Genomic DNA, 20,498 nt, shown 5'->3' on the forward strand with positions numbered 1-20,498 from the left:
CTCACCGCAGGACGGCTGCGGCGGACTCCAGTTTGGCGAAGAGTTCATCCGAGAGATCGATGTGCAGCACCTGTGCGATCACCTGCGACCAGCCGTGCAAAAAGTAAAGCCACCCATCCTCCACGCGCAGATTTCGCGTCGACTGTTGGCGCAACGCCTGATGGAGGAAATCAAGTTCGCCTCGATAGTTGAACTCCCAGACCACGCCGTTGCAAGGAAACACTCCTTGGTCTGTAATCGGCGAGCCGGGAAGGTCCTTGCCCAGCCCCGTGGCGTTGACGACCAGGCTGCCAGGCGGCAACGTCGCCATCAACGCGTCGTTGCGCCGAGGGTCGTCGTTGAGCACGCATTCCACCACAATGTCTGTGTTGAGTTGCTCGACCAGCCGGCGCGCATGCTCCAGCCGCGGCGGCAGCAGATCGACCAGGATCATCCGCTCCGGGCGATCCGCCTTGTCCTCTCGGCTGATCAGGTGCAGCAGCAGCGCAATCGCCGACCCGCCTGCGCCGAAGCAAAGCACATGCCCGCCGGTGCGACCGAAATAGCCGGGGCCGAGGATAGCCTGCAGGCTCAGCCCCACCGTGATCGGGTCTTTGGCGTGCCCTTCCAGACGTCCATCTCGCTTGGAGATCGAAGAGAGCTCCTGCGTGAGCCGGGCGTAGGGATCAAGGTAATCGAACATATCCTGTGCGGCGGCGTAGATGTCCATTTTGTGCGTGGTGACCAGCGCGCCCAGGGAAAGCGGGTCATACTTGATTTGCGCCACGGTGGCCCGGTAGGCTTCCGGAGCGTCGTGAATTTTGTGGTCGACGCACTCCAGCACGACTTCCGGCCTGCCGAGAAGCTCCATCCAGCGCGGGAAGAGCTTGACGATCGACGATTGTCGCGTGGTGACGCCGATGAAATAGAAGGTGGGCGTCGTCTTGGGGACAACTGGATAGGCGTGCATAGCAAAACTCCCTCGGTTTCTAAAGGGCGTTTACGTCGAAATCCAATTTCCTTCAGTTTCGACGCGCAGCCGCAACGGCGGCGACGAATTCCTTTGCGCGTGCAGTGATCGCATCGAAACGGCCCTCTTTGGCCCAGGCGGCGGGACACAACTCGCCGCCGGCCCCCACCGCCACGGCGCCTGCCTGAAACCACTGCGCCACGTTGGACAGGCTGACGCCGCCCGTCGGCATCATGCGAATGCGGGGGAACGGCCCGCGCAAGCTCTGCAAATAGGCCGGCCCGCCCAGCGAACCCGGAAAGAGTTTGACGACGTCGGCGCCCAGGCGATGCGCCTGCACCACTTCGGTGGGCGTCAGGGCGCCGATCATCGCCGGCAGCGCGCTGGCAACCATCCGCTCCCCCAGCATGGGGTCGCAGTGCGGGCTGACCAGAAATTGCGCGCCGGCGGCTTGCGCCCGCTCGACCTGCTCCGGTTCGGTCAGGGTGCCCATGCCGAGCACGATAGATGCGCCATATTTGCGCTTCAGCGTTGCGACGACTTCCTCCGCATTGGGGGTGGTGTAGGTGATCTCGATCCCGCGCACGCCTCCTGCCACGAGTGCATCCACCATGGCGAGCGTCAGCTCTGGAGAAGGGCCGCGCAGCACCGCCACAAGCCCCAACTCTTCGATTTGTGCGAGCGTTGTTTGTTTATCCATGCGCTTCTCTTGCCCTGTTCATGAGAAATCGGCTAAACGACGCGATGCTGCGGCGTCTCTCCGCGCAGGACGGCCAGGCAGTCGCGCAGCGCGCCCCAGCCCATGGCGTTCATGGCGGCGTCGGTGTGCGCGCCCGCGTGCGGCGTGACGATGACGTTGGGCAGCTTCAGCAGCGGATGGCGAGGATCGGGCGGCTCGCGGCTGAAGACGTCCAGGGCAGCCCCGCGCAGCCGTCCGCTGGTCAACGCTTCGACCAACGCGTCGTCATCGATTAGCTCCCCGCGCGCGGTGTTGATCAGGAAGGCGCCGGGCTTCATGCGGGCGAGGAAGTCGGCGTTCACCATGCCCCGAGTCGCCGGCGTAAGAGGGAGGTGTAGAGAAAGAAAATCGGCCTGGGCGACGACCTCCTCCAACGGCGCCCATTCCACCTGATGCGTGCGCGCAACCTCCGGGGCGACCGCAGGGTCGTAAGTCAGGATGCGGCAATCGAAGCCCTGCAAGCGTTGCGCAGTCTGCTGGCCGATCGAGCCGAAGCCGATCAGCCCGACCATCTTTCCTTCCAGCGCTACGCCGGTGAACCGGGGCCATTGGCCGGCTTTGGTGGCGGCGTCGGCAGTGGGAATCGAGCGCGCCAGCGCGATCATCAGCCCGATCGTCAGCTCGGCGACGGAGGCGGCATTGGCGCTCGGCGTGTTGGTGACGACGATCCCGCGCGCGCGGGCAGCCTCCAGGTCGATGCGGTCCACGCCTACGCCGTAGCGTGCGATCACCTTCAGGGCGTCTGCAGCCTCCAGGGCGGCGCGGTCGATGACGTCGAGCCCGGCGATGTAGCCGTGACAACCGGGCAGGAGGGCGCGCACCTCATCGGAGGAGAGCGGCTGATCGGTTGGGTTGTAGATCACCTCGCCGACCGCAGCCTCCAACTCGGCGCGCAGCCGGGGGTCATGTTTGCCGAAAGAAGTGGGCGTCACCAGGACGCGACAATGCTTGAGGTCTTTCATGAACGGGCTTCTGGAGGCAGCCAGCGCGGGTTGTCGGCGATATAGGGCCGGCCGTCTCGCTCAATCACGATCTTGCGAAAGCCGAACTTTTCGATGGTGAGATAATCGTGCCCGGCGTGCGACGGATAGACGAAAAAGGTCACCAGATCGCCCGCGCCGGTGTTCACCGAGCGATGCGCCCATCGTGGGGGCACGTAGAGCACGCGACCGGGGTGCAACCTTTCGACCGCCCACTCGCCTTCCGGGGTTTCCATCACGATCATGCCTTCGCCCTTGAGGCAGTGATAGACTTCCCCGGTCTCCAGCACGGCGTGAAAGTGTCCCTTCGTCATGAAATATTCGTCGCCGATCTTGCCGGGGTGGACGATCGAGAGGCCGCTGCGCAGCTCGCCGACGGCGTCAGGTCGGGTCACTTCGTACACTTCATAGATCAAGGCGTCCGCCTTCGCCAGTTGCGCGGCGTAGGCTGCCTCGTCCTGATACTGCCCTTTCATGGAGGAAAGATGACGCATGATGTGATTGTCAAAGCGGTCTAGAGCGATGTAGTCGTCGCAAAAGCCGAAGGTGAAAGGGGTGTTGCTCATGGCTTGATCTCCACAGGTTCAATCTCAGGTCACAACAGTTCGTTGCTGTTCGGTAGATCGTTTTCGGTGGAGCGCAACGTCCTGCGCACCTGTCCTTGCTCGTGAATGCGCACCAGCTCCACCTCGAATTGCGAACGGTCGCCGCGGTGCACGGCGTGATAGTATTCGATCGGCGTGTCATCGGCCAGATAGCTGACGCTGTCGAGTGAGAGCAACGGCGCGCCGGGCTCGATGCCCAGCAGGTGCGCCTGTTCGCTGTCCGCAGCCACGGCGCCGATGCGCCTGCGCCCGCGGGCGATGATCAGGCCATAGACCTGCTCCAGGCAGGCGTACAGCGAACGGTTGCTCAAATCTATGTGCTCCAGCCCCGGGCACAAGGCGTGCGGCAAGTAACTGGTCACGAGCAGGATCGGTTCGTTCTCCACAAAGCGCAGACGATGCAGATGCACGACGGGGGTCTCGGCGGCGATTCCCAGTTGTCGGGCGACGTTCGCCGGCGCCGGCGTCACCTCCTGGATCAGCACCCGCGTGATGGTGCGCAGGCCGCGCTCGCTCATGTCCTGATAAAAGCCGGTCAGCTTCTGGGCGAGGCTTTCGATGATCTTGGGTTCGGCCACAAAAGCGCCTTTGCCCCTGCGCCGCACGATCAGACCTTCCGCCTCCAGCTCGCTGAGCGCCTGGCGCACCACGGTGCGACTGACGTCATACTGTTCGCACAAGGCGTGTTCGCCTGGCAGTTGATCGCCGGGGCGCCACACGCCCTGCTTGATATTTTCGCGCAAGAAATCCAGGAGCTGGACGTAATACGGAATCGGGCTTTGGAAATCGATCTTTTGCTCCACGAACGAACCTTCTAAATCTAAAAGAACCATCCCCTCGCAGGGGCGCGCACCCCTATAGCTTTCTCAATGGAAAATCACGGCATCTTCGCCAAACGTTCAAAAGGCTTTTGGAACAGGTCATGCAGTTCCTGAAAGAGCGCAAAAAGATGGTCGTAGCGCTTTGCCGTAGATGCATCGGGCGTGAAGCGTTTACGAATGCGCAGACAGCGCCGCGCCCCCTCGCGTTCATCGAGATAGAGACCGACGCCCGTCCCCGCCAAAATGGCCGCCCCCAGCAATCCTCCCTCGGTGTTGGCGAAGGTGACCACCGGTTTTTGGTAGATGTCGGCTTTGATCTGCGACCAGAGATCGCTGTAGGCGCCGCCGCCGCTGTGATAGATCGTATGCACAGGATGACCCGCCTTTTCGACGATTTCGAGCGTGCGGCGCAGCTCCAGCGTGACCCCTTCCATGATCGCCCGCGCCATTGCAGGCACGCCGTGTCGCGGAGTCAGCCCGAAGAAGACGGCTCGCGCATAGGGCGTCCCCAGCGTGCGTTCGCCGAGAAGATACGGGAAGAAGAGCAGCCCTTCGCTGCCCGGCGGCGTCTGCGCTGCGTATTCATCCAACAGCGCGTAGACGCGCACCCCGCGCGCCGCCGCCTCGGCGCTCTCATGACGACACAAATTGTCTTTGAACCATTTTAGCGCCACTCCCCCCGTATCGGTGATTCCGAAGGGCGTCCAACCATCGGTCACGTGATGCAGGTTCATCAGCCGCAGGTCGAGCACGGGCGCAGCGGTGAAGACGGAAAAGATGCTCGAGGTGCCGGTGATGTCGGAGGCGGCGCCCGGCTCGATCAGGCCGGCGGCGAGCAACGTGCACATCATGTCGCCGCCGCCCGCCACGACGGGCGTGCCTGCGGCCAGGCCGGTGGCGGCTGCAGCCTCGCGCGTGACCCGGCCGATCACCTCGCTCGAACGCCGGATGTCGGGCAGCTTTGCGCGGTCCAGGCCAAGATAGCCGATCAGCTCGTCCGACCAGGCGCGCTGCGTCACATCCATCAGGAAGGAGCCGGAGGCCTCCGAATAGTCCGTGGCGACTTCGCCGGTGAGGCGGAAGTTGATGAAATCCTTAGGCGTGAGGAACTTCCACGTCTGTGCGTAGAGGTCGGGGGCGTATTCCTGGAGCCATTTGATTTTGAAGCCGATCCAGCTCGGCAGCGGCGGGTTGCCTGCCAGCTGCGAGGCGCGCTCCGCCCCAGGCGACTGTCTGAACGCTTCCGCCAGCGCCGCCCCGCGCTTATCGCACCACAGCTGGACGCGATGGCTCAGCAGCGCTCCGTCGGCGCCGAGGGGCACGGTCCCGTGCATCTGGCCGCTGACGCCGACGGCCTGCACTTCGTCGGGGGTGGCCTGCGCGTGCGCCATGGCTTCCTGGATGCAGTCGACGGCGTTGCGCCACCACATGGCGGGGTCCTGTTCGGCCCAGCCGGCCTGCGGCGTTTCCATCTCTTGACTGCGGCCGGCGCCTGCAACCATCTCGCCGGTCGGCGTCAACAGCGCCGCGCGCGTGCTCTGCGTGCCAATGTCGATGCTTAACAAGAGCGTTCGCTTCATCGCGCATTCCTCTTTCTACCCCTTGATGGCGCCGGCCGTCAGCCCCCGGATGATATAGCGCTCCAGCGCCAGGCCGATGAGCACCACCGGTGCGACCGCTGTCAGGGTCAGCGCCGAAATATACCACCACTGGATTCCCCGCGTGTTGTTCTGTCCGGCGATCAGCACGGGCAGCGTAATCGCCTCATAATTGGTGAGCATCAAGGCGTACAGAAACTCATTCCACGAAAAGACAAACGAGAAGATCGCCACCGAGACAAGCCCAGGCGCGCTCAAGGGCAGGACGATGCGCACAAAGGCCTGCCAGGGGGTGGCGCCGTCGACCAGCGCGCTTTCCTCCAACTCGATCGGCAGGTTCATGAAAAAGTCGCGCATGATCCAGAGCGCAAAGGGCACGTTGAACATGGTGTACGCCATGATCAACCCGATGTGGGTGTCGATCAGGTTGAGCCAGGAATAGAGCAACAAAAAGGGCACGACGAAGAGGGCAGGCGGCAAGAAGCGCTGTGAGATGATCCAGAACGCAATATTGTCGTTGCGCCAGTTGAAAAAACGACGCCAGTGATACCGATAGCGCGCCAGCCCATAGCCGCCCATGGCGCCGAGGATGACCGCCGCCACCGTGGCTCCCGTCGCAGCGATCAGGCTGTTGCGAAAATGACGCGCCAGCGTTCTGCCTTGTTCGTTGAAAAGATAACGCCAGTGGTCTCCCGTGGGCTGAAAATCGACATACGGAACATAGCGCGGGCCTCGACTGACCGCCAGCGGGGTCTTGAACGAAGTCGTGAACAGCCAATAGAACGGAAACAGACAGACGATAGACCACAGCACCACGACGGTGTAGAGCAACGTGCGCTGCCAGAATTTTCGCCGCATGATCGACGCCTCCTACGAAATGCTCTGCCTGGCGAAGCGCCGCCCCAACATCAAAAAGAGGGTGGCGAAGAGAATGACGAGAACCAGCAGGGCGTATGAGATGGCCGCTGCGTAGCTGAAATTGCCAAAGGTGAGGGCGGTGCGGAAGATGTACATGGTCAGAGACTCCGTCGCCGAGCCTGGGCCGCCGCCTGTCGTGACGACGATAATGTCGATAATCTTGAAAATTTCCAGCCCTCGGATCAGGATAGCGGTGAGCGAGATCGGCAGGAGCAGTGGAAAGGTGATCTTGCGCAAGATTTGAAACGAGGAAGCGCCGTCCACGCGCGCAGCCTCATAGATGTCTTCCGGGATGCTCTGCATGCCGGCGAGCAGCAGCAGCGTCATAAACGGAATCCACTGCCAGCTGTCGATCAGGATGATCGCCAGCGTGGCCCAACGGCCGTCGCCGAACCATGGGATGGAAATCTCCCATCCCGTGAGCGAAGAAAGGATGCGTTGCAGATGCGCCTGCGGCGAGAGGCGCGAGTCGAACAACATGCGCCCCATGTAGGCGGCGGCGACCGGCGTCACCATCATCGGCATCAAGAAGATCACGCGCGCAATGTTGCGTCCCCAGAAGTCCTGGTGCAACACCAACGCCAGCAGAAATCCTACGACATATTGAAGCAGGACGCCGCCGATCACGTAGGTGAGCGTGTTCAACGCCGCGGTGTGAAGACGTTGATCGCTTGCCATACGCTCGTAGTTGCGCAGCGTCAGACGAAGGCCTTGCCCTGTCGGCGTCTCGGCGCCGGCCGGTGCGCCCGCCGAGACGTCCCCTCCCACGTCCACTGCGGTTCGAATCGCCCCGCGTTGGTAGTCGGTGAAGCTGATGCTCAGCGACCACAGCATGGGAAAGACGGACAAGAGCAACAGATAAATGACGGCAGGCATGAGAAAGATGCGCTTGATTGTGCGTTCGTGAGGCCTGCCCTCCTCTTTGCGCGCCGGTGCATGGGGCTGCGTCATAGTGTTCACTCAGTCGAACATGGATGTCCGCTCGATCAATGGGTCTGCGACAACTGTTTTATTTCTTTTCGTATTTTCGTGGGCTTTTGCGGCGACGCCTCACAGTGTTCATCCTGAGGAAAGAGGCGTCGCCGCCAGCTGCGCTGTTATCTTCGGTTGCGCGTCGATTCGGCACAGCGTTACACAGCTCGTTTACTCTGTATACCCTACAGCGTTGCGATACTGGCGCAATTGCTCCTCGCGACCGAGGCGATCCGTGATCTCCTGCCAGGCCGCGGCGACGTTGTCCAGCGCCTCCTGCGGGGTGATCTCGTTCGCCAGCGCGCGGCTGATCTCCGTATCCAACACGTTCATATACTCCGCCGAACCGCGGATGCGCAAGTCGAGCACGGCGTTGGGATGTGCGATCGTCTCGCGGATCGCCGCCAGGTAATCTTCGGCGCCCTCGCGGTCGAAGCCGGCGTTGAGCCACAGGTCGATGTCCTCAAGCTGACTGTAGCGCGATGGGTTGATGCCGGTGTCGGGCGTGACGGCGAGCTGTTTGACCAGCTCCGGCCGCGCCATGAAGGCCGCAAAGTCCAGCGCCGCCTCTTTCACCTGGCTGTTGGCCGAGACGCCGATGATCCAGCCGCCGAAGGCGATGAAGGGCGCCACGTTGACTTCCTCCACCCATTCCCCGCGCTTGTAGTCCCAGTAGCGGTCGCCGCCCGGCAGCACGCCAAAGCCGGTCTTGCCGACGATGACCGAAGCGTCCGGGTTGTAGGAGATCGGCCCAACGTCGCCCCAGTCGATGTTCAACACGGCTGCGCCCGCCGGGAAGTGCACGCGCGTATCGGCCACGTCCCACTGGAGCTGCTCCGCCGGCCCCAGATCGCGCGAGCGGATGTAGTCGTTGAGCGCCTGCACCCACGCCGGCGAGTTGACCAACGGCGTCATATCGTCGCAGGTGAAGAAGAAGCAAGGATCGCCGGGAACTTTGCCGTAGCCCGCTGCATGAGAGATGAACACCCAGTAGCTCTGGGCGTTGCGCCGCTGCGCTTCGGCGACGCCGGCGATCGGCGCGACTTCTCCGCCGGTCTCCACCTCGCGGCCATGGAAGAATTCGGCGATGTTGTAGTATTCAGACCAGGTCTTCGGCTCGTCGAGCGGATAGCCATAGCGCTCCTGAAACTCGGCGGCGTAGGGCGATTCAGGGTTGACGAGGTCTTTGCGGTAATAGAGCATGTGCGCGTCGCCGTCGTAAGGCAGCGCGTAGACGGTGTCGCCCCAGGCGGTGATGCGCTCGCGGTAGAGCGGGATGATGTCGTCCGGCTCCAGTCGATCGAGCATTTCCTGCGGGATCGGCTCCAGATAGCCCGGCGCCATGAAGTCACCCGCCCAGTTGGCGGGGAAGATCAACACGTCGTAAGCGGCGGCGCCGGTCTCGAACGCCGTGATGATCTTTTCAAAAAGCTCGCCGAATGCAAACTGCTGCAGCTCTACAGTTCCTCCGGTCAGCGCCTCCCACTCCGGCGCGTGATCCTCCACCGGCCCGCCGATCGAACGCCCGGTCTGGGTGACGACGACCACCTTTTGCCCGGCGAACGGTTTGGCTTCCACCCCTACTTCGCCCACCGCAGGCGGTTGGACGCCCGGCGCTGCGCAGCCCCAGATCAGGGCGCTGATCGTCAGGAGCAATAGCATCGGCAACCAAAATTGTCTGCGAAACATAGTAGATTCTCCTTGTGGTGTCCCTCGAAGCCCATGTCAAACACGGTCAAAACACGCGTGCCAATCTCCTGGTCAATGACGCGCAACCATGGAGAGATAACAACTGCATAAACGCTCCTCAATTCTGCTGTTCGCTATGGCAGAAATTTGAGGACAGAAATGCCTTTCTGTTGAGAGAGGCAAACTCTCGTCGCTCTTGTAATTACAGGATGATAGGATTACTTCTACTATAACTTGAATTCTTGCGCTTGTCAATCCATAAAAATAGAGGACTATCAGTCCCAGGTATGACGCATTGCGGTGGGGTCGCGAAGTGTGCGGGGTGGCGCCCAATGGAAGTCGCCATCCCGCCTCTCCAGGGCATGCTCGGAGAGGAAGCCAATGGTTATAACTGTTGAATCGGGCGACGATCCCTATAGAGCCTCAAACAGGGGTTTGGTCTGCTCCAGCAGGCGAATATATTGCTCAATCAAAGGTTGATACGTTTGATGAACCTCCGCCCGTGGCTCAATCCGGCTTGTCGGCGAGACGAGAGATTCAGCGATTGCCGCCATATCTTTGAAGACTCCCACAGCGTATCCGGCCAGGATCGCTGAACCAAGCACTGGAAATTCCTGGCGGTTTAATGTGACATAAGGGGTGTTCAGCACATCGGCCTTGATCTGGTTCCAAACCCGGCTGCGGGCGCCGCCGCCAATCACCCGCGTTTCGGTGAATTGAAGGTCCGGTAGGAGGCTCTGGACGATGCGTTGATAATATGCATACTCATAGGCCACGCTTTCCAGAATCGCCCGATAGAGGTGAGCTTTGGTGTGAGACCAGTTCAAACCAAAGAAAACGCCGCGCAGGTTAGGCTCACTGGGGCAAACCCGCCCTCCCAAATGGGGAAGGAACAGGAGGTGGTCTGATCCAGGAGGGATTGCCTCCGCCTTTTGGTCGAACCAGGCGTAAAATCCCCCGGGACGCTCGGCGGTCTCCACCTTCTCGTGTGGAGCCAGTTCATCTCGAAACCACCGCAGGTTCATTCCGCCTCCGTTAATGTAAGCGAGGGCGTAGTAGAGGCCCGGCACAGCCAGATGGGCGACGAACAATGTCCGATGTCGACGATCTGGAACGAAACGATCCAGGCAGACTGCAAAGACGGAGGCGGTGCCGGCCACATCAAACACCATGCCGGGGCGAACCATGGCAGCGCCTAACATGCCGGCGGCCTGATCTCCGCATCCGGCTGCAATCGGCGTGCCTTGCCGGAGGCCTGTCTCTTGCGCCGCCTCTTTGGTGACGCAGCCGATCACCTCCCATGGGTCCACGATGCGAGGCAATTTCTCCTTGGGAACGTCAAACCGCTCCAGCAATTCTTCGGACCATTGACTCGCAGCGGTGTCGCTGAAGCAGGTGAAATGAAGATACGTGCGGTCCATAAAAGCCTCATCGCCGCGAAGGCCCGCCATTCGCCCGGCTACATATCCTCCTGGCACGACGAATTTGGCGATGCGGCGAAATGCATCGGGGTGTTCGTGCATCCACCAGAGGATCTTCGCGCCGTGAGAGATGGAGGGCGGGCCCCCGGTGAGAGTAATGATTCGATCCGCCTCCTCTTGCATCTGTTCGATATAAGCCCGGCATCGAGTGTCTAGCCAGGAGTCATAATGAATCGGCGCCCCCCAATTCTCATCTACGGCGCCGATCCCGGCCATTTGGCCGTCAAAAGCCAAAGCGGCGACCGCTCCTGGGTCAATACGGCTTCGCTCCAGGCACTCTCGAATGGTGCGGACAGCAGACCCATAGATGTCCTCGGGGTCTTGCTCCACCCAACCGGGCTTGGGATAAACCAGCCGGGATTCCTCATAGGCGTCGGCGATGAGGTTGCCTTCGCTGTCAAAGATCGCCGCTTTTGTCCCGGCCGTTCCCAAATCCACGCCGATCAAGTATGTCTTGCCCATAGATGCCTCCTTGTTGGCGCCGAGGGGTGTCTTTTAGACTGCCTGACCGTTTTTCTGGGCCTTCATCAAGCCGGCGCTCCCGCTTCAGTGGAGAGGGGAAGGGAAATCGGAAGGCCCGTTTCAATCGACCGATTGGACGCCAGGGCCGCCTCTAGCGCCTGCCGTCCATCCCATCCCCCTACGCTCGGGGAGAGGCCTTCCCGAATGCACTGCACAAAATGGGTTGCCTCGGCATGATAGGCCTGATCGAACCGAACAGGCCAGGAGGGGATGCGCGGCGCCACGACATTGGCCGCTTTCGTGATGCGGGTCACAGGGGGGGCGTGAAGCGCACCGATGACCAGAATGCCTTCCGTCCCGACCACTTCGGCCCGTGCGTCATAGCCGTAGTCCGCCGGACAGACTCCGTCTATGATTCCCATGGCCCCATTGTCCAGCGCTGCGCTCACGATGGCGGTGTCATAAAAGTCCGGATAGCGCTGTCGGAGCTCTGGGACTTTGTACGCCCCGGCGCGGGCGAAGAGGTTGACGAATTCTCCTCCACCCAGCCAGCGCACTGTATCAAAATCATGGCTGTTCACCTCGGCCAGCATCCCGTTGCTGGCGCGAGGGTCATGAGCCCATGCGGGCGGAAGGCCTGGCCCGCGTGTCAGGGTGCGGACGATGAGGGGGCGTCCAATGGCTCCTTCGTCTATTTGGCGTTTTGCTTCGACGAAAGGAGGGTCAAAACGGCGCATGAATCCGATTTGCAAAATGACGCCTGCCCGTTGAGCCGCTTCGATCATTTGATCACATTCCTTCAGCGTGAGCGCCATTGGCTTCTCACAGAAGATATGTTTGCCGGCCGCCGCCGCCTTCAAAGCCAGAGGAGCATGGGTGAAAGTTGGAGTGGTGATAACCACGGCGTCACACGCAATCTTCTGAAGAGCATGCTCCAGGTCAGAGTAAAAACGATCGCCCAGGTCTAGCTCCATTGCGGCTGCGCGGGCTCGTTCCACGTCGGCGTCCACGATGGCTGCAAGTTCTGCGTTAGGAACGCGCCAACGAAAATTCCGAGCATGAATCATCCCAGCCCGCCCCACGCCCACGATGCAAACTTGCACTTTGCTGCTCATCCTTGTTCTCTCAGACTCCGATTTCTTGCTTGGGCTGTCCATGGCAATAAACCCTCAGGCATAGGAATTCCGCCTGTCAGGCGCCAAACCGTCGACGCCGCCACTGGTCAAAGATCACCACCCCGATAATGACCAGGCCTTGAATCACCCGCTGCCAGAAGGCGCTGACGTTCAGCAGATTCAGGCCGTTGCCCAGGACGCCGATCACGAGGGCGCCGATCAAGGTTCCCAACAGGCTGCCTTGTCCTCCAAAGAGATTGGCGCCTCCGATAACCGTCGCTGCGATGGAGCGGAGCTCCTCGCCCTCACCCATCAGGGCGTTGGCGGAATTGAGACGGCCGGTCAACACCATGCCGGCCAAAGCCGCCAGCAAGCCGGACAGCATGTACACCATGATTTTCGTTCGATCAATGTTGATCCCGGAGACGCGCGCCGCCTCCCGATTGCCGCCAACGGCGTAGATGGCGCGGCCGAAGGCGGTGTACCGGAGGATGCACCAGCCTACAACGATGACTCCGAGCGCAATGAGGCCGGCGACCGGGATGCCGAAGACATCGCCCGCCCCCATCCAGATCAATTCAGGGGGAAGGTAGCCTCGCAATTCAGTCGCTGTAAGATGGGAAGGCACAGGCAATCCCCCGGTGACCAGCAAGGCAATCCCTCGCATTGTAGTCAACGTCCCCAGGGTGGCGATGAAATCGGGGATGCGGCCTTTGGTGATGATCAGTCCGTTCAGCAATCCCACCAACAAACCAACCAGCATGGCAATGATCATTCCCACGCCGAATGGGACCGGCCCGATGGGAACGCCCAATATCCACACCTGCGAGGTCATCAAAACAGCGGCGACTGAAGCAGACAGGCCGGCCGTTGCGGCCACCGAAAGGTCGATTCCGCCGCTCAGGATCACGAAGGTCTGCCCGGCCGCCAGAATGGTTGTCACAGCGGTCTGCCTGGCTACATTGGCAATGTTGCCAGGGGTGAGAAAGTGAGGGGAGGCCAGAGAGAGATACCCGACCAGGAGAAGAAGGGCCAGTAAGGCGCCCATTTGCACAGCCCACCGGCGCAACGTTTCTGGATTGAAACGGGGCCGCGCCATCGGAGGGGACATCATGGGCTGCTGTTTCAGGGGAGACGCTTTTTTCTTCACCGTGAGCCTCCATTGGATTTCTCATAACTTGCACTGCGCAGAAGGTCTTCCTCAGTGGCTTCGCCTCGCTGATATTCGGCTGAAATCTGCCCTTGGCGGAGCACAAGAATGCGATTGGCCATTGCCAGAAGCTCCTCCATTTCCGATGAAACAAAGAGAATCCCTACGCCTCGTTGGGAGAGCTCTTCCATCAGCGTGAAGACTTCTGCTTTAGCCCCCACATCAATCCCTCGGGTGGGGTCATCCAGGACCAGGAGGCGTACATTGCTGCAAAGCCACCGGGCCAGCACCACCTTTTGCTGGTTTCCTCCGCTGAGATAAAAGACGGGTCGGTTCAAAATGGGAGGGTGGATATGCAACCGCTCCACGTACGTATTGGCGATCTGAATCTCCTGACGCAGGTTCAAGATTCGGAACGGACTGCCCAAGCAGAGTTGTCCCAGTGTGATGTTGGGTGGAATGGGCAATAAGGGAACCAAACCATCTCGCCGATCGCGAGGCAAGAGGCCGACGCCCTGCCGAATCGCATCCCAGGGATGACGCAGGTGGATCAGCTGGTTCGCGATAAAGATTCGCCCTGTGTATCGAGGCTCCAGCCCACACAGAGCGCGGGCCAGCTCATTTTGCCCTGCTCCCATTAAGCCAAAGACCCCCACAATTTCGCCCTCGTGAAGCGTAAAGGACACGTTGCGCAGCACTCCAGGCAGAGAAAGGTTTTCCACTCGCAGAAGCGCTTCGCCGCGTACGTTGTTGCGCCAGGGATATTGCTCGGTGAGTTTGCGTCCGACCACCATCTGAATGAGACGATCCTCATCCACTTCGGTCACCGGCAGGGTGGCGATGCGCTTGCCGTCTCGTAAGACGGTCACGCGATCCCCGATGAGGGGAATCTCAGCCAGACGGTGAGAGATGTAGATGATGCCCACCCCGCGATCTCGGAGACGCCGGATTAACTCAAAGAGACGCGTCCGCTCTGTATCGGATAGGGCGGAAGTGGGTTCATCCAATACGAGAATACGGGGATGACTTTCCAGGACTCGTGCGATCTCCGTCAATTGCTGCTCGGCCACGCTTAATTCTCGCACCTGAGCTCGTGGATCGATGGACACCCCCAGGTCTTGCAGGCGTTGCCAGGCCCGATGATACGTCTGGGCCCAATCCACTGCGCCCCAGCGAGTGCGCGGCAGCCCGCCGAGAAAAATGTTTTCGGCCACCGAGAGGTAAGGGACAAGGCTGAGTTCCTGATAGACCATCCCGATTCCTAAGGCCCTGGTGCGTTCTGGTGTGAGATCCGAGACCTCCACCAGCCCCTCTCGACCGCCAATCCAGATCCGCCCACTGTCCCTTGAGATGGCCCCGCTTAAAATTTTCATTAAAGTGGATTTGCCGGCGCCATTCTCTCCGAGCAGAACGTGTATCTCTCCCTCGTAAAGGTCGAAGTCCACATGATCCAGAGCATGCACGCCCGGGAAGCGTTTATCGATCTGCTCCATCCGCAAAAGCAGACGTCTTTCTTCCGCCATCAGAGCCTCGCAATGGGATTCACTGTACTGGGGATTCACTGCGCCGTGTAGCCGCCATCCACGCTGAGCACGGCGCCGGTGGCGTAGGCCATTCGGTCGCTGGCCAACAGCAAAACGGCGGCGGCGATTTCCTCAGGGGCGCCGAGACGATTCAGCGGTCGCACTTCCTCCAAGCGCCGGCGTGCGGCCGCCGGATCGGAGGCTCGCCGGAGCGCTTCCTGCACCAACGGCGTATCTGTGGTTCCAGGACAGACGCAATTGACCCGAATTCCTCGTCGGGCCAGGTCTACGGCGCAGCTCTTTGTCAAGCTAATGACGCCCGCCTTCGATGTGTTGTAGGCCACCTGTCCCGGAATTCCCACCAACCCCGCTTCCGAAGAGACGTTTACGATCACTCCGCCGCCCCTGCTGAGCATGGCCTGAGCGGCGTACTTGGTGCACAGGAACACCCCGGTCAGGTTGACGCTCAGGATGTGATTCCATTGATCTAGCGTCGTTTCAGTTGCATCGCCCTGAAGATAAACGCCCGCATTGTTGACCAGAATGTCCAGCCCTCCCCAACGCTCCAGTACACGCTGGACCGCAGCCTGAACCTGATCTTCCTGAGAGACATCCACCGGAACGAAAAAGGCCTCCCCATCCAGAGACTCGATCTCACGGACTACGGCTTCGCCTGCGGCTGCCTCTCTACTCGCCACAGCGACCCGCGCTCCCTCACGGGCGAAGGCGAGCGCAACCGCCTTCCCGATGCCTTTGGACCCCCCTGTAACGACGACAACTTTTTTCTGAAACTCCATTTCGACCCTCCCGCTGCAGATTGTTCAGGGTGGGCGGAAGCCCTACGCAGGCTCCCGCCCACCCTGACTTATGGCTGACATTGCGCCTTCACGCTCTCCCAATCCAGTTCTGGCAGGACGGGATCGGGATAAAACTGACGGGCGTTTGTGATGTAGGCGATGCGAGGACGGATATCGTAAATCTCGGGAACATCCAGCCCGCAGGCCAGGCGCACCGCAAAGTAGGTCCCGAACCACCCCCAGTCGGCGAAGCCATGCGTTGTTTCAGCCACGATCTTCCCCTCTGCAATGCGGTCCACGGATTCGGGGGTCACGTCGTTAGTGAAAATTGCGACTTTCTCATCGTCCAGCACCGGCCCTTCTGTAGCCAGCTCTAAACGGCCCGCCGCCTCGGAGGCCAGCATTGCGCCCAGACCCATTTCATTCGAAGCTGCCCAAATGAAGTCCAGGCCGGTGGGATTGGCGGTCAGGAAATCCTCAGCGCATTTGATTCCTTTCTCCCGATTCCAATCGGCTGCACAGGGAACGCCGACGATCTCAATGCCGGGGAACTGATCTACGACGTTGTGGAAGCCGTTCAAGCGGGCCTGGGAGAAGAAACCGCCCGCCACCCCTTCTATGATGGCGCCCCGAGCCCGAATCTGCGCCTTCTCATCCTCTGGCAAATCTGTGTAGAGATTGCGCCAGAATTCAATATCCAGATACTGGTCTGGCGCCACCTCCACCGCACGCCCGGCGCCCAATACCCCCGGGCCGCCAAAATAGTCCAGAAGTGCGTAGGCGGTCACCTCTGCAGCGACGGTGTTGTCAAAGCCGATATAGGAAGCGATGTCTAGCCCGGCGATCGGCTCCAACAAGTTTACGATAATCACCGGGATGCCTCTCTCATTGGCCTTCTGGACCGCCGGCTTGATCACCTCCACCTCAATGGGTGAGATGGCAATTACGTCCACTCCTCGCTGGATGTAGTCTTCAATAATCGCCACCTGATCGGCGAAGGCGACGTGGGTTGGAGGAGACTGAGCGATCACCTGGACGTTGAATCCATTGGCGTTCGCGTCCTGCGCCGACTTTTCAAAAAAGTCTGTCGCTGTCTTGAAAACGCCCGTGATGTCCGGCGGAGTCCAGCCGATGACAATGGGCTCCTGCCAGCGCGGCCTGGCCTCCGCCGGTAAGGCGGGGGAGGGCCCAACAGGCGCGCAGGCGCCGATCAGCATCCCTACGATGGCGATCGCCAAAACAATTGGGAAACCGATGCTACGTGACATGTTTTTTTCTCCTTTCTCGTGGTGGCAACGCCTCGAGCATTCGCTCAAACTCTGATCAGGAAATACAAATAGCATGTTGATGCATGCTTTTTTCAGGGCGCGTCTAGAGTTGAGTTGAAAAGTAACGCGTTCTCACCCCCGCTCCTTGGCTTCGCAAACGCTTGAGGAAACGTAGAGCCCCGCCCTACAAAGGGGATGAACCTCTGATATCTTGTAATTACAGGATGATAGGATTATCAATACTATATCCCGGCTTTTTGTCTTTGTCAATATGTCAAAAAATCACGCAGAAGACGCAGCAAAGACGCAACGACGTACGCTGACGCAGACGCCCCTCTGATATGCTCGGCGGCATGCCGGGCGACGACTTTCACTCTTTTATCGTGCGAATCTGGCTGGAAGAGCGCGCCACCAAAAGTTCTCCCCCCCGTTGGCGCGGCAGCCTCATCCATGTCCTGAGCGGACGCCGAATGTATTTTGACCGGCTGGAGTCGTTGCCGCAGCTGATTCGCCCCTACGTGGAGGCTATGCTCGCCGAGTCGCAATTGCCTGAAGGAGAATGACCTATGCCCGTTACGTTGACTTACCCTGGCGTCTACATCGAGGAAGCGCCCAGCGGGGTGCGCACGATCGTGGGCGTCGCCACTTCGATCACCGCTTTTGTCGGCCGGGCGCTGCGCGGTCCGGTCAACCGTCCTGTGCGCGTGCAGAGTTTCGCCGAGTTCGAGCGCATCTTCGGCGGCCTATGGGCCAGCAGCGGCATGAGTTACGCCGTCCAGCACTTCTTTTTGAACGGCGGCGGCGACGCCCTGATCGTGCGCGTGGTGCACAGCGGCGACGCCACGCCGGCCAACAACGCCGTTGCAGCCACCGGTTCGACCGGCGGCCTGGACCTGGCCGCCGCCGATGCGGGAGAATGGGGCAATCGCCTGCGCATCACCGTCGATCACAACACGCGCGATCCAAGCGACGCGACGCTCTTCAACCTGATCGTCGAGGAGATGGACGGAACCGGCCCCACCGCCAATGTGATCGCCGGCGAAGCCTTTCGCAACGTCTCGGTTACGCCGACCTCCCCGCGCTTTGTGCAGACGGTGCTTGCCGCCGAGTCGGTTTTTGTGCGCGCCGCAACCGTGCCCAACACGCGACCGGCCGCCGCCTCGCTCTTTCTCACCGGCGGGCAGGACGGCATTGCCCCCACCGCCGGCGAAGTGCAGGGGGCGCCGGCCAATAAGACCGGCATCTTCGCCCTGGAGGACGCCGACCTGTTCAACCTGCTCTGCATCCCTCCCGTCGCGCCCGACGGCGACGTCGACCCGGCGGTCTATACGGCGGCGCTCGCCTATTGCAAACAACGTCGCGCCATGTTGATCGTCGACCCGCGCACTTCCTGGGTGAATCCGACGGCGGTGGAAAGCGACGCCAACAACCCAGCCGGTTTTATTGCGCCGCTGCGCGACGAGAACGCTATCCTCTACTTCCCGCGCGTGCGCATGGCCGACCCATTGCAGGAGAATCGCCTGGCTGCTTTCGTTCCTTGCGGCGTGATGGCGGGGGTGATCGCGCGCACGGATGCGCAGCGCGGGGTCTGGAAAGCGCCCGCAGGTCAGGAGGCTGTGCTGGCCGGCGTGCGCGAGCTGGCCTACAAGATGACCGACGGCGAAAACGGCCGCATCAATCCGTTGGGCGTCAACGCGCTGCGCGCCTTCCCGGTGACGGGCAACGTGGCGTGGGGCGCGCGCACGCTCGAGGGCGCCGACCGCCTGGCGTCGGAGTGGAAATACATTCCTGTGCGTCGTCTGGCGCTCTTTATCGAGGAGAGCCTCCATCGCGGCACCCAGTGGGTGGTCTTCGAGCCGAACGACGAGCCGCTGTGGGCGCAGATTCGCCTCAACGTCGGCGCCTTCATGCAAGATCTCTTCCGCCAGGGAGCGTTTCAAGGCAGCAGCCCGCGCGAGGCCTTCTTCGTGCGCTGCGACCGCACCACGACGACGCAAAGCGACATCGACCGCGGCATCGTCAACATTCACGTCGGCTTTGCGCCGCTCAAGCCCGCCGAGTTCGTCGTCATTCGCATCCAGCAGATCGCCGGCCAAAGCGCCGGTGCATGATAAGGAGAAAGGATCATGGCCAAATTTTCCGTCAACGCCAATCGCTTTGACCCGTACAAGAACTTTAAATTCCGCGTTAAGTGGGATGGCCGCTATGTAGCCGGCGTCAGCAAAGTGAGCGCGCTCAAACGCACCACCGACCCGGTCGAGCACCGCGAAGGGGGCGATCCGAGCACGGTGCGCAAGTCGCCCGGCCAGACGAAGTTCGATCCCATCACGCTGGAGCGCGGGGTGACGCACGACATCGAATTCGAGGCGTGGGCGAACAAGGTGTGGAATTTCGGCTCTGGCCTGGGCGCCGAGGTCTCGCTCAAGGATTTCCGCAAGGACATCATCATTGAGGTCTACAACGAAGCGGGCCAGCTCGTCCTCGCCTACAAGGTGTACCGCTGTTGGGTCTCGGAGTTCACCGCTCTGCCCGAACTCGACGCCAGCGCCAATGCCGTCGCCATTCAGTCGATCGTGCTTCAGCATGAGGGCTGGGAGCGCGACTACGACGTGACCGAGCCGAGCGAACCATCGTTTGCAGAACCGGCGTAGCGCGCAATCGGGGGATGGAAAGCCAGAGGATGGAAAGAACGATCGGAAGGAGACCAGGCGAGGGCCTATGCAACCGTTGTCCTTTGCGGAGCTATTGACGGTGTGGGAGGAGAACTGGCGACGACCGCCCCTCTGGCAAGGGCTGGCGCTGGCGGCGGCCGCCTGTCCGGAGGAAACGGTCGAGACGCTGATGCGGGAGCCGCTCGGTCGTTTCAACGCCAGATTGTGGACCTTTCGCCTCTGGTGTTTTGGCTCCCTGCTTACGGCGGTGACCGATTGCCCTGGCTGCGGCGAGAAGGTGGAGGCGACGCTCGACGTTGCGTCGCTCTGCATCGGGGCGGAGGCGCAGTCCGGCGAGGATTGGCAAGAAATTGCGACCGAAGCCGGCGCCGTGCGTTTTCGGCTGCCTGCGCTAGGCGACCTGTTGGCGGCAGGCGAAGCCACCTCTTTCGAGGAAGCGACTCAGAGGCTCATTCAACGCTGCGTGGAGACGTCGGGCGCTCTCTCCGGCGAGCTGCTTGCAATCCTTTCGGCAAAAATTGAAGAAGCCGATCCGCTGGCCCTGCTCGAGCTGCATGGACACTGTCCACACTGCGGGCAGGCGTGGGCGGGGTTTCTCGACGCCGCTTCGTTCGTCTGGCGAGAGCTGCAAACGTGGGCGGAGCGCACGCTTCAGGAAGTGCACCTGCTCGCCCGCGCATACGGCTGGCGCGAGCAGGAAATCCTGGCGCTCTCTCCAACCCGGCGACAGGCGTATTTGCGCATGATCTATGGGTAGCG

The 20,498-nt window shown here is 61.1% G+C and carries 19 protein-coding genes; 4 read left to right on the forward strand and 15 right to left on the reverse strand.

Going from position 1 to position 20,498, the window contains the following annotated elements; genetic code table 11:
- Position 1: 1 nt before the first annotated feature.
- The 15 genes from Q0367_RS00005 to Q0367_RS00075 form a co-directional block, all read right to left on the reverse strand.
- The gene (locus Q0367_RS00005) at positions 2-949 is read right to left on the reverse strand and encodes a shikimate dehydrogenase (protein WP_297639953.1); all 948 of its coding nucleotides are present in this window, start codon (positions 947-949) and stop codon (positions 2-4) included.
- Positions 950-1,001: 52 nt separating this feature from the next.
- Positions 1,002-1,649 (reverse strand): bifunctional 4-hydroxy-2-oxoglutarate aldolase/2-dehydro-3-deoxy-phosphogluconate aldolase, encoded by a 648-nt coding sequence (locus tag Q0367_RS00010; protein WP_298980510.1) that lies wholly within the window; start codon positions 1,647-1,649, stop codon positions 1,002-1,004.
- 32 nt (positions 1,650-1,681) lie between these two features.
- Positions 1,682-2,650: a phosphoglycerate dehydrogenase gene (locus Q0367_RS00015; RefSeq protein ID WP_298980511.1), complete on the reverse strand. Its 969-nt coding sequence runs from the start codon at positions 2,648-2,650 to the stop codon at positions 1,682-1,684.
- Positions 2,647-3,234: a glucose-6-phosphate isomerase family protein gene (locus Q0367_RS00020; protein WP_297639959.1), complete on the reverse strand. Its 588-nt coding sequence runs from the start codon at positions 3,232-3,234 to the stop codon at positions 2,647-2,649. The genes Q0367_RS00015 and Q0367_RS00020 overlap by 4 nt, the downstream gene beginning before the upstream one ends.
- Before the next feature lie 29 nt (positions 3,235-3,263).
- Positions 3,264-4,076: a GntR family transcriptional regulator gene (locus Q0367_RS00025; protein ID WP_298980512.1), complete on the reverse strand. Its 813-nt coding sequence runs from the start codon at positions 4,074-4,076 to the stop codon at positions 3,264-3,266.
- A 74-nt stretch (positions 4,077-4,150) separates the two neighbouring features.
- A complete protein-coding gene (locus Q0367_RS00030; protein WP_298980513.1) occupies positions 4,151-5,674 on the reverse strand; it encodes an FGGY-family carbohydrate kinase in 1,524 nt (507 codons plus the stop codon).
- 15 nt (positions 5,675-5,689) lie between these two features.
- A complete protein-coding gene (locus Q0367_RS00035; protein WP_297639966.1) occupies positions 5,690-6,550 on the reverse strand; it encodes a carbohydrate ABC transporter permease in 861 nt (286 codons plus the stop codon).
- Between the two features lie 12 nt (positions 6,551-6,562).
- Positions 6,563-7,561, reverse strand: coding sequence for a carbohydrate ABC transporter permease (locus Q0367_RS00040; RefSeq protein ID WP_297639968.1), 999 nt, complete (start codon positions 7,559-7,561; stop codon positions 6,563-6,565).
- A gap of 192 nt (positions 7,562-7,753) precedes the next feature.
- Complete coding sequence (locus Q0367_RS00045) at positions 7,754-9,271, reverse strand: ABC transporter substrate-binding protein (protein ID WP_297639970.1); 1,518 nt, start codon at positions 9,269-9,271, stop codon at positions 7,754-7,756.
- Between the two features lie 413 nt (positions 9,272-9,684).
- Positions 9,685-11,214, reverse strand: coding sequence for an FGGY-family carbohydrate kinase (locus Q0367_RS00050; RefSeq protein ID WP_298980515.1), 1,530 nt, complete (start codon positions 11,212-11,214; stop codon positions 9,685-9,687).
- Between the two features lie 65 nt (positions 11,215-11,279).
- A complete protein-coding gene (locus Q0367_RS00055; RefSeq protein WP_363325811.1) occupies positions 11,280-12,371 on the reverse strand; it encodes a Gfo/Idh/MocA family oxidoreductase in 1,092 nt (363 codons plus the stop codon).
- A gap of 34 nt (positions 12,372-12,405) precedes the next feature.
- On the reverse strand, positions 12,406-13,440 hold the full coding sequence (locus Q0367_RS00060; RefSeq protein WP_363325812.1) for an ABC transporter permease: 1,035 nt from the start codon (positions 13,438-13,440) through the stop codon (positions 12,406-12,408).
- A gap of 35 nt (positions 13,441-13,475) precedes the next feature.
- Positions 13,476-15,002, reverse strand: a complete 1,527-nt coding sequence (locus Q0367_RS00065) for a sugar ABC transporter ATP-binding protein (RefSeq protein WP_298980518.1) — start codon at positions 15,000-15,002, stop codon at positions 13,476-13,478.
- A 35-nt stretch (positions 15,003-15,037) separates the two neighbouring features.
- Positions 15,038-15,799 (reverse strand): SDR family NAD(P)-dependent oxidoreductase, encoded by a 762-nt coding sequence (locus tag Q0367_RS00070; protein WP_297639980.1) that lies wholly within the window; start codon positions 15,797-15,799, stop codon positions 15,038-15,040.
- Positions 15,800-15,867: 68 nt separating this feature from the next.
- Complete coding sequence (locus tag Q0367_RS00075) at positions 15,868-17,067, reverse strand: sugar ABC transporter substrate-binding protein (RefSeq protein ID WP_297639982.1); 1,200 nt, start codon at positions 17,065-17,067, stop codon at positions 15,868-15,870.
- A 341-nt stretch (positions 17,068-17,408) separates the two neighbouring features.
- On the opposite strand from Q0367_RS00075, the gene Q0367_RS00080 reads away from it, so the two are divergent.
- The 4 genes from Q0367_RS00080 to Q0367_RS00095 all read left to right on the forward strand — a co-directional run bounded on the left by Q0367_RS00080 (position 17,409) and on the right by Q0367_RS00095 (position 20,496).
- Entirely contained in the window at positions 17,409-17,630 is a 222-nt protein-coding gene (locus Q0367_RS00080) for a hypothetical protein (RefSeq protein WP_297639984.1), read from the forward strand.
- A gap of 3 nt (positions 17,631-17,633) precedes the next feature.
- The gene (locus Q0367_RS00085) at positions 17,634-19,178 is read left to right on the forward strand and encodes a phage tail sheath C-terminal domain-containing protein (protein ID WP_297639986.1); all 1,545 of its coding nucleotides are present in this window, start codon (positions 17,634-17,636) and stop codon (positions 19,176-19,178) included.
- A 15-nt stretch (positions 19,179-19,193) separates the two neighbouring features.
- Positions 19,194-19,718, forward strand: a complete 525-nt coding sequence (locus tag Q0367_RS00090) for a phage tail protein (protein WP_297639988.1) — start codon at positions 19,194-19,196, stop codon at positions 19,716-19,718.
- A gap of 67 nt (positions 19,719-19,785) precedes the next feature.
- Entirely contained in the window at positions 19,786-20,496 is a 711-nt protein-coding gene (locus Q0367_RS00095) for a hypothetical protein (protein WP_298980519.1), read from the forward strand.
- Positions 20,497-20,498 lie beyond the last annotated feature (2 nt).

This window comes from uncultured Caldilinea sp. (assembly GCF_937128415.1).
Lineage (GTDB): Bacteria > Chloroflexota > Anaerolineae > Caldilineales > Caldilineaceae > Caldilinea.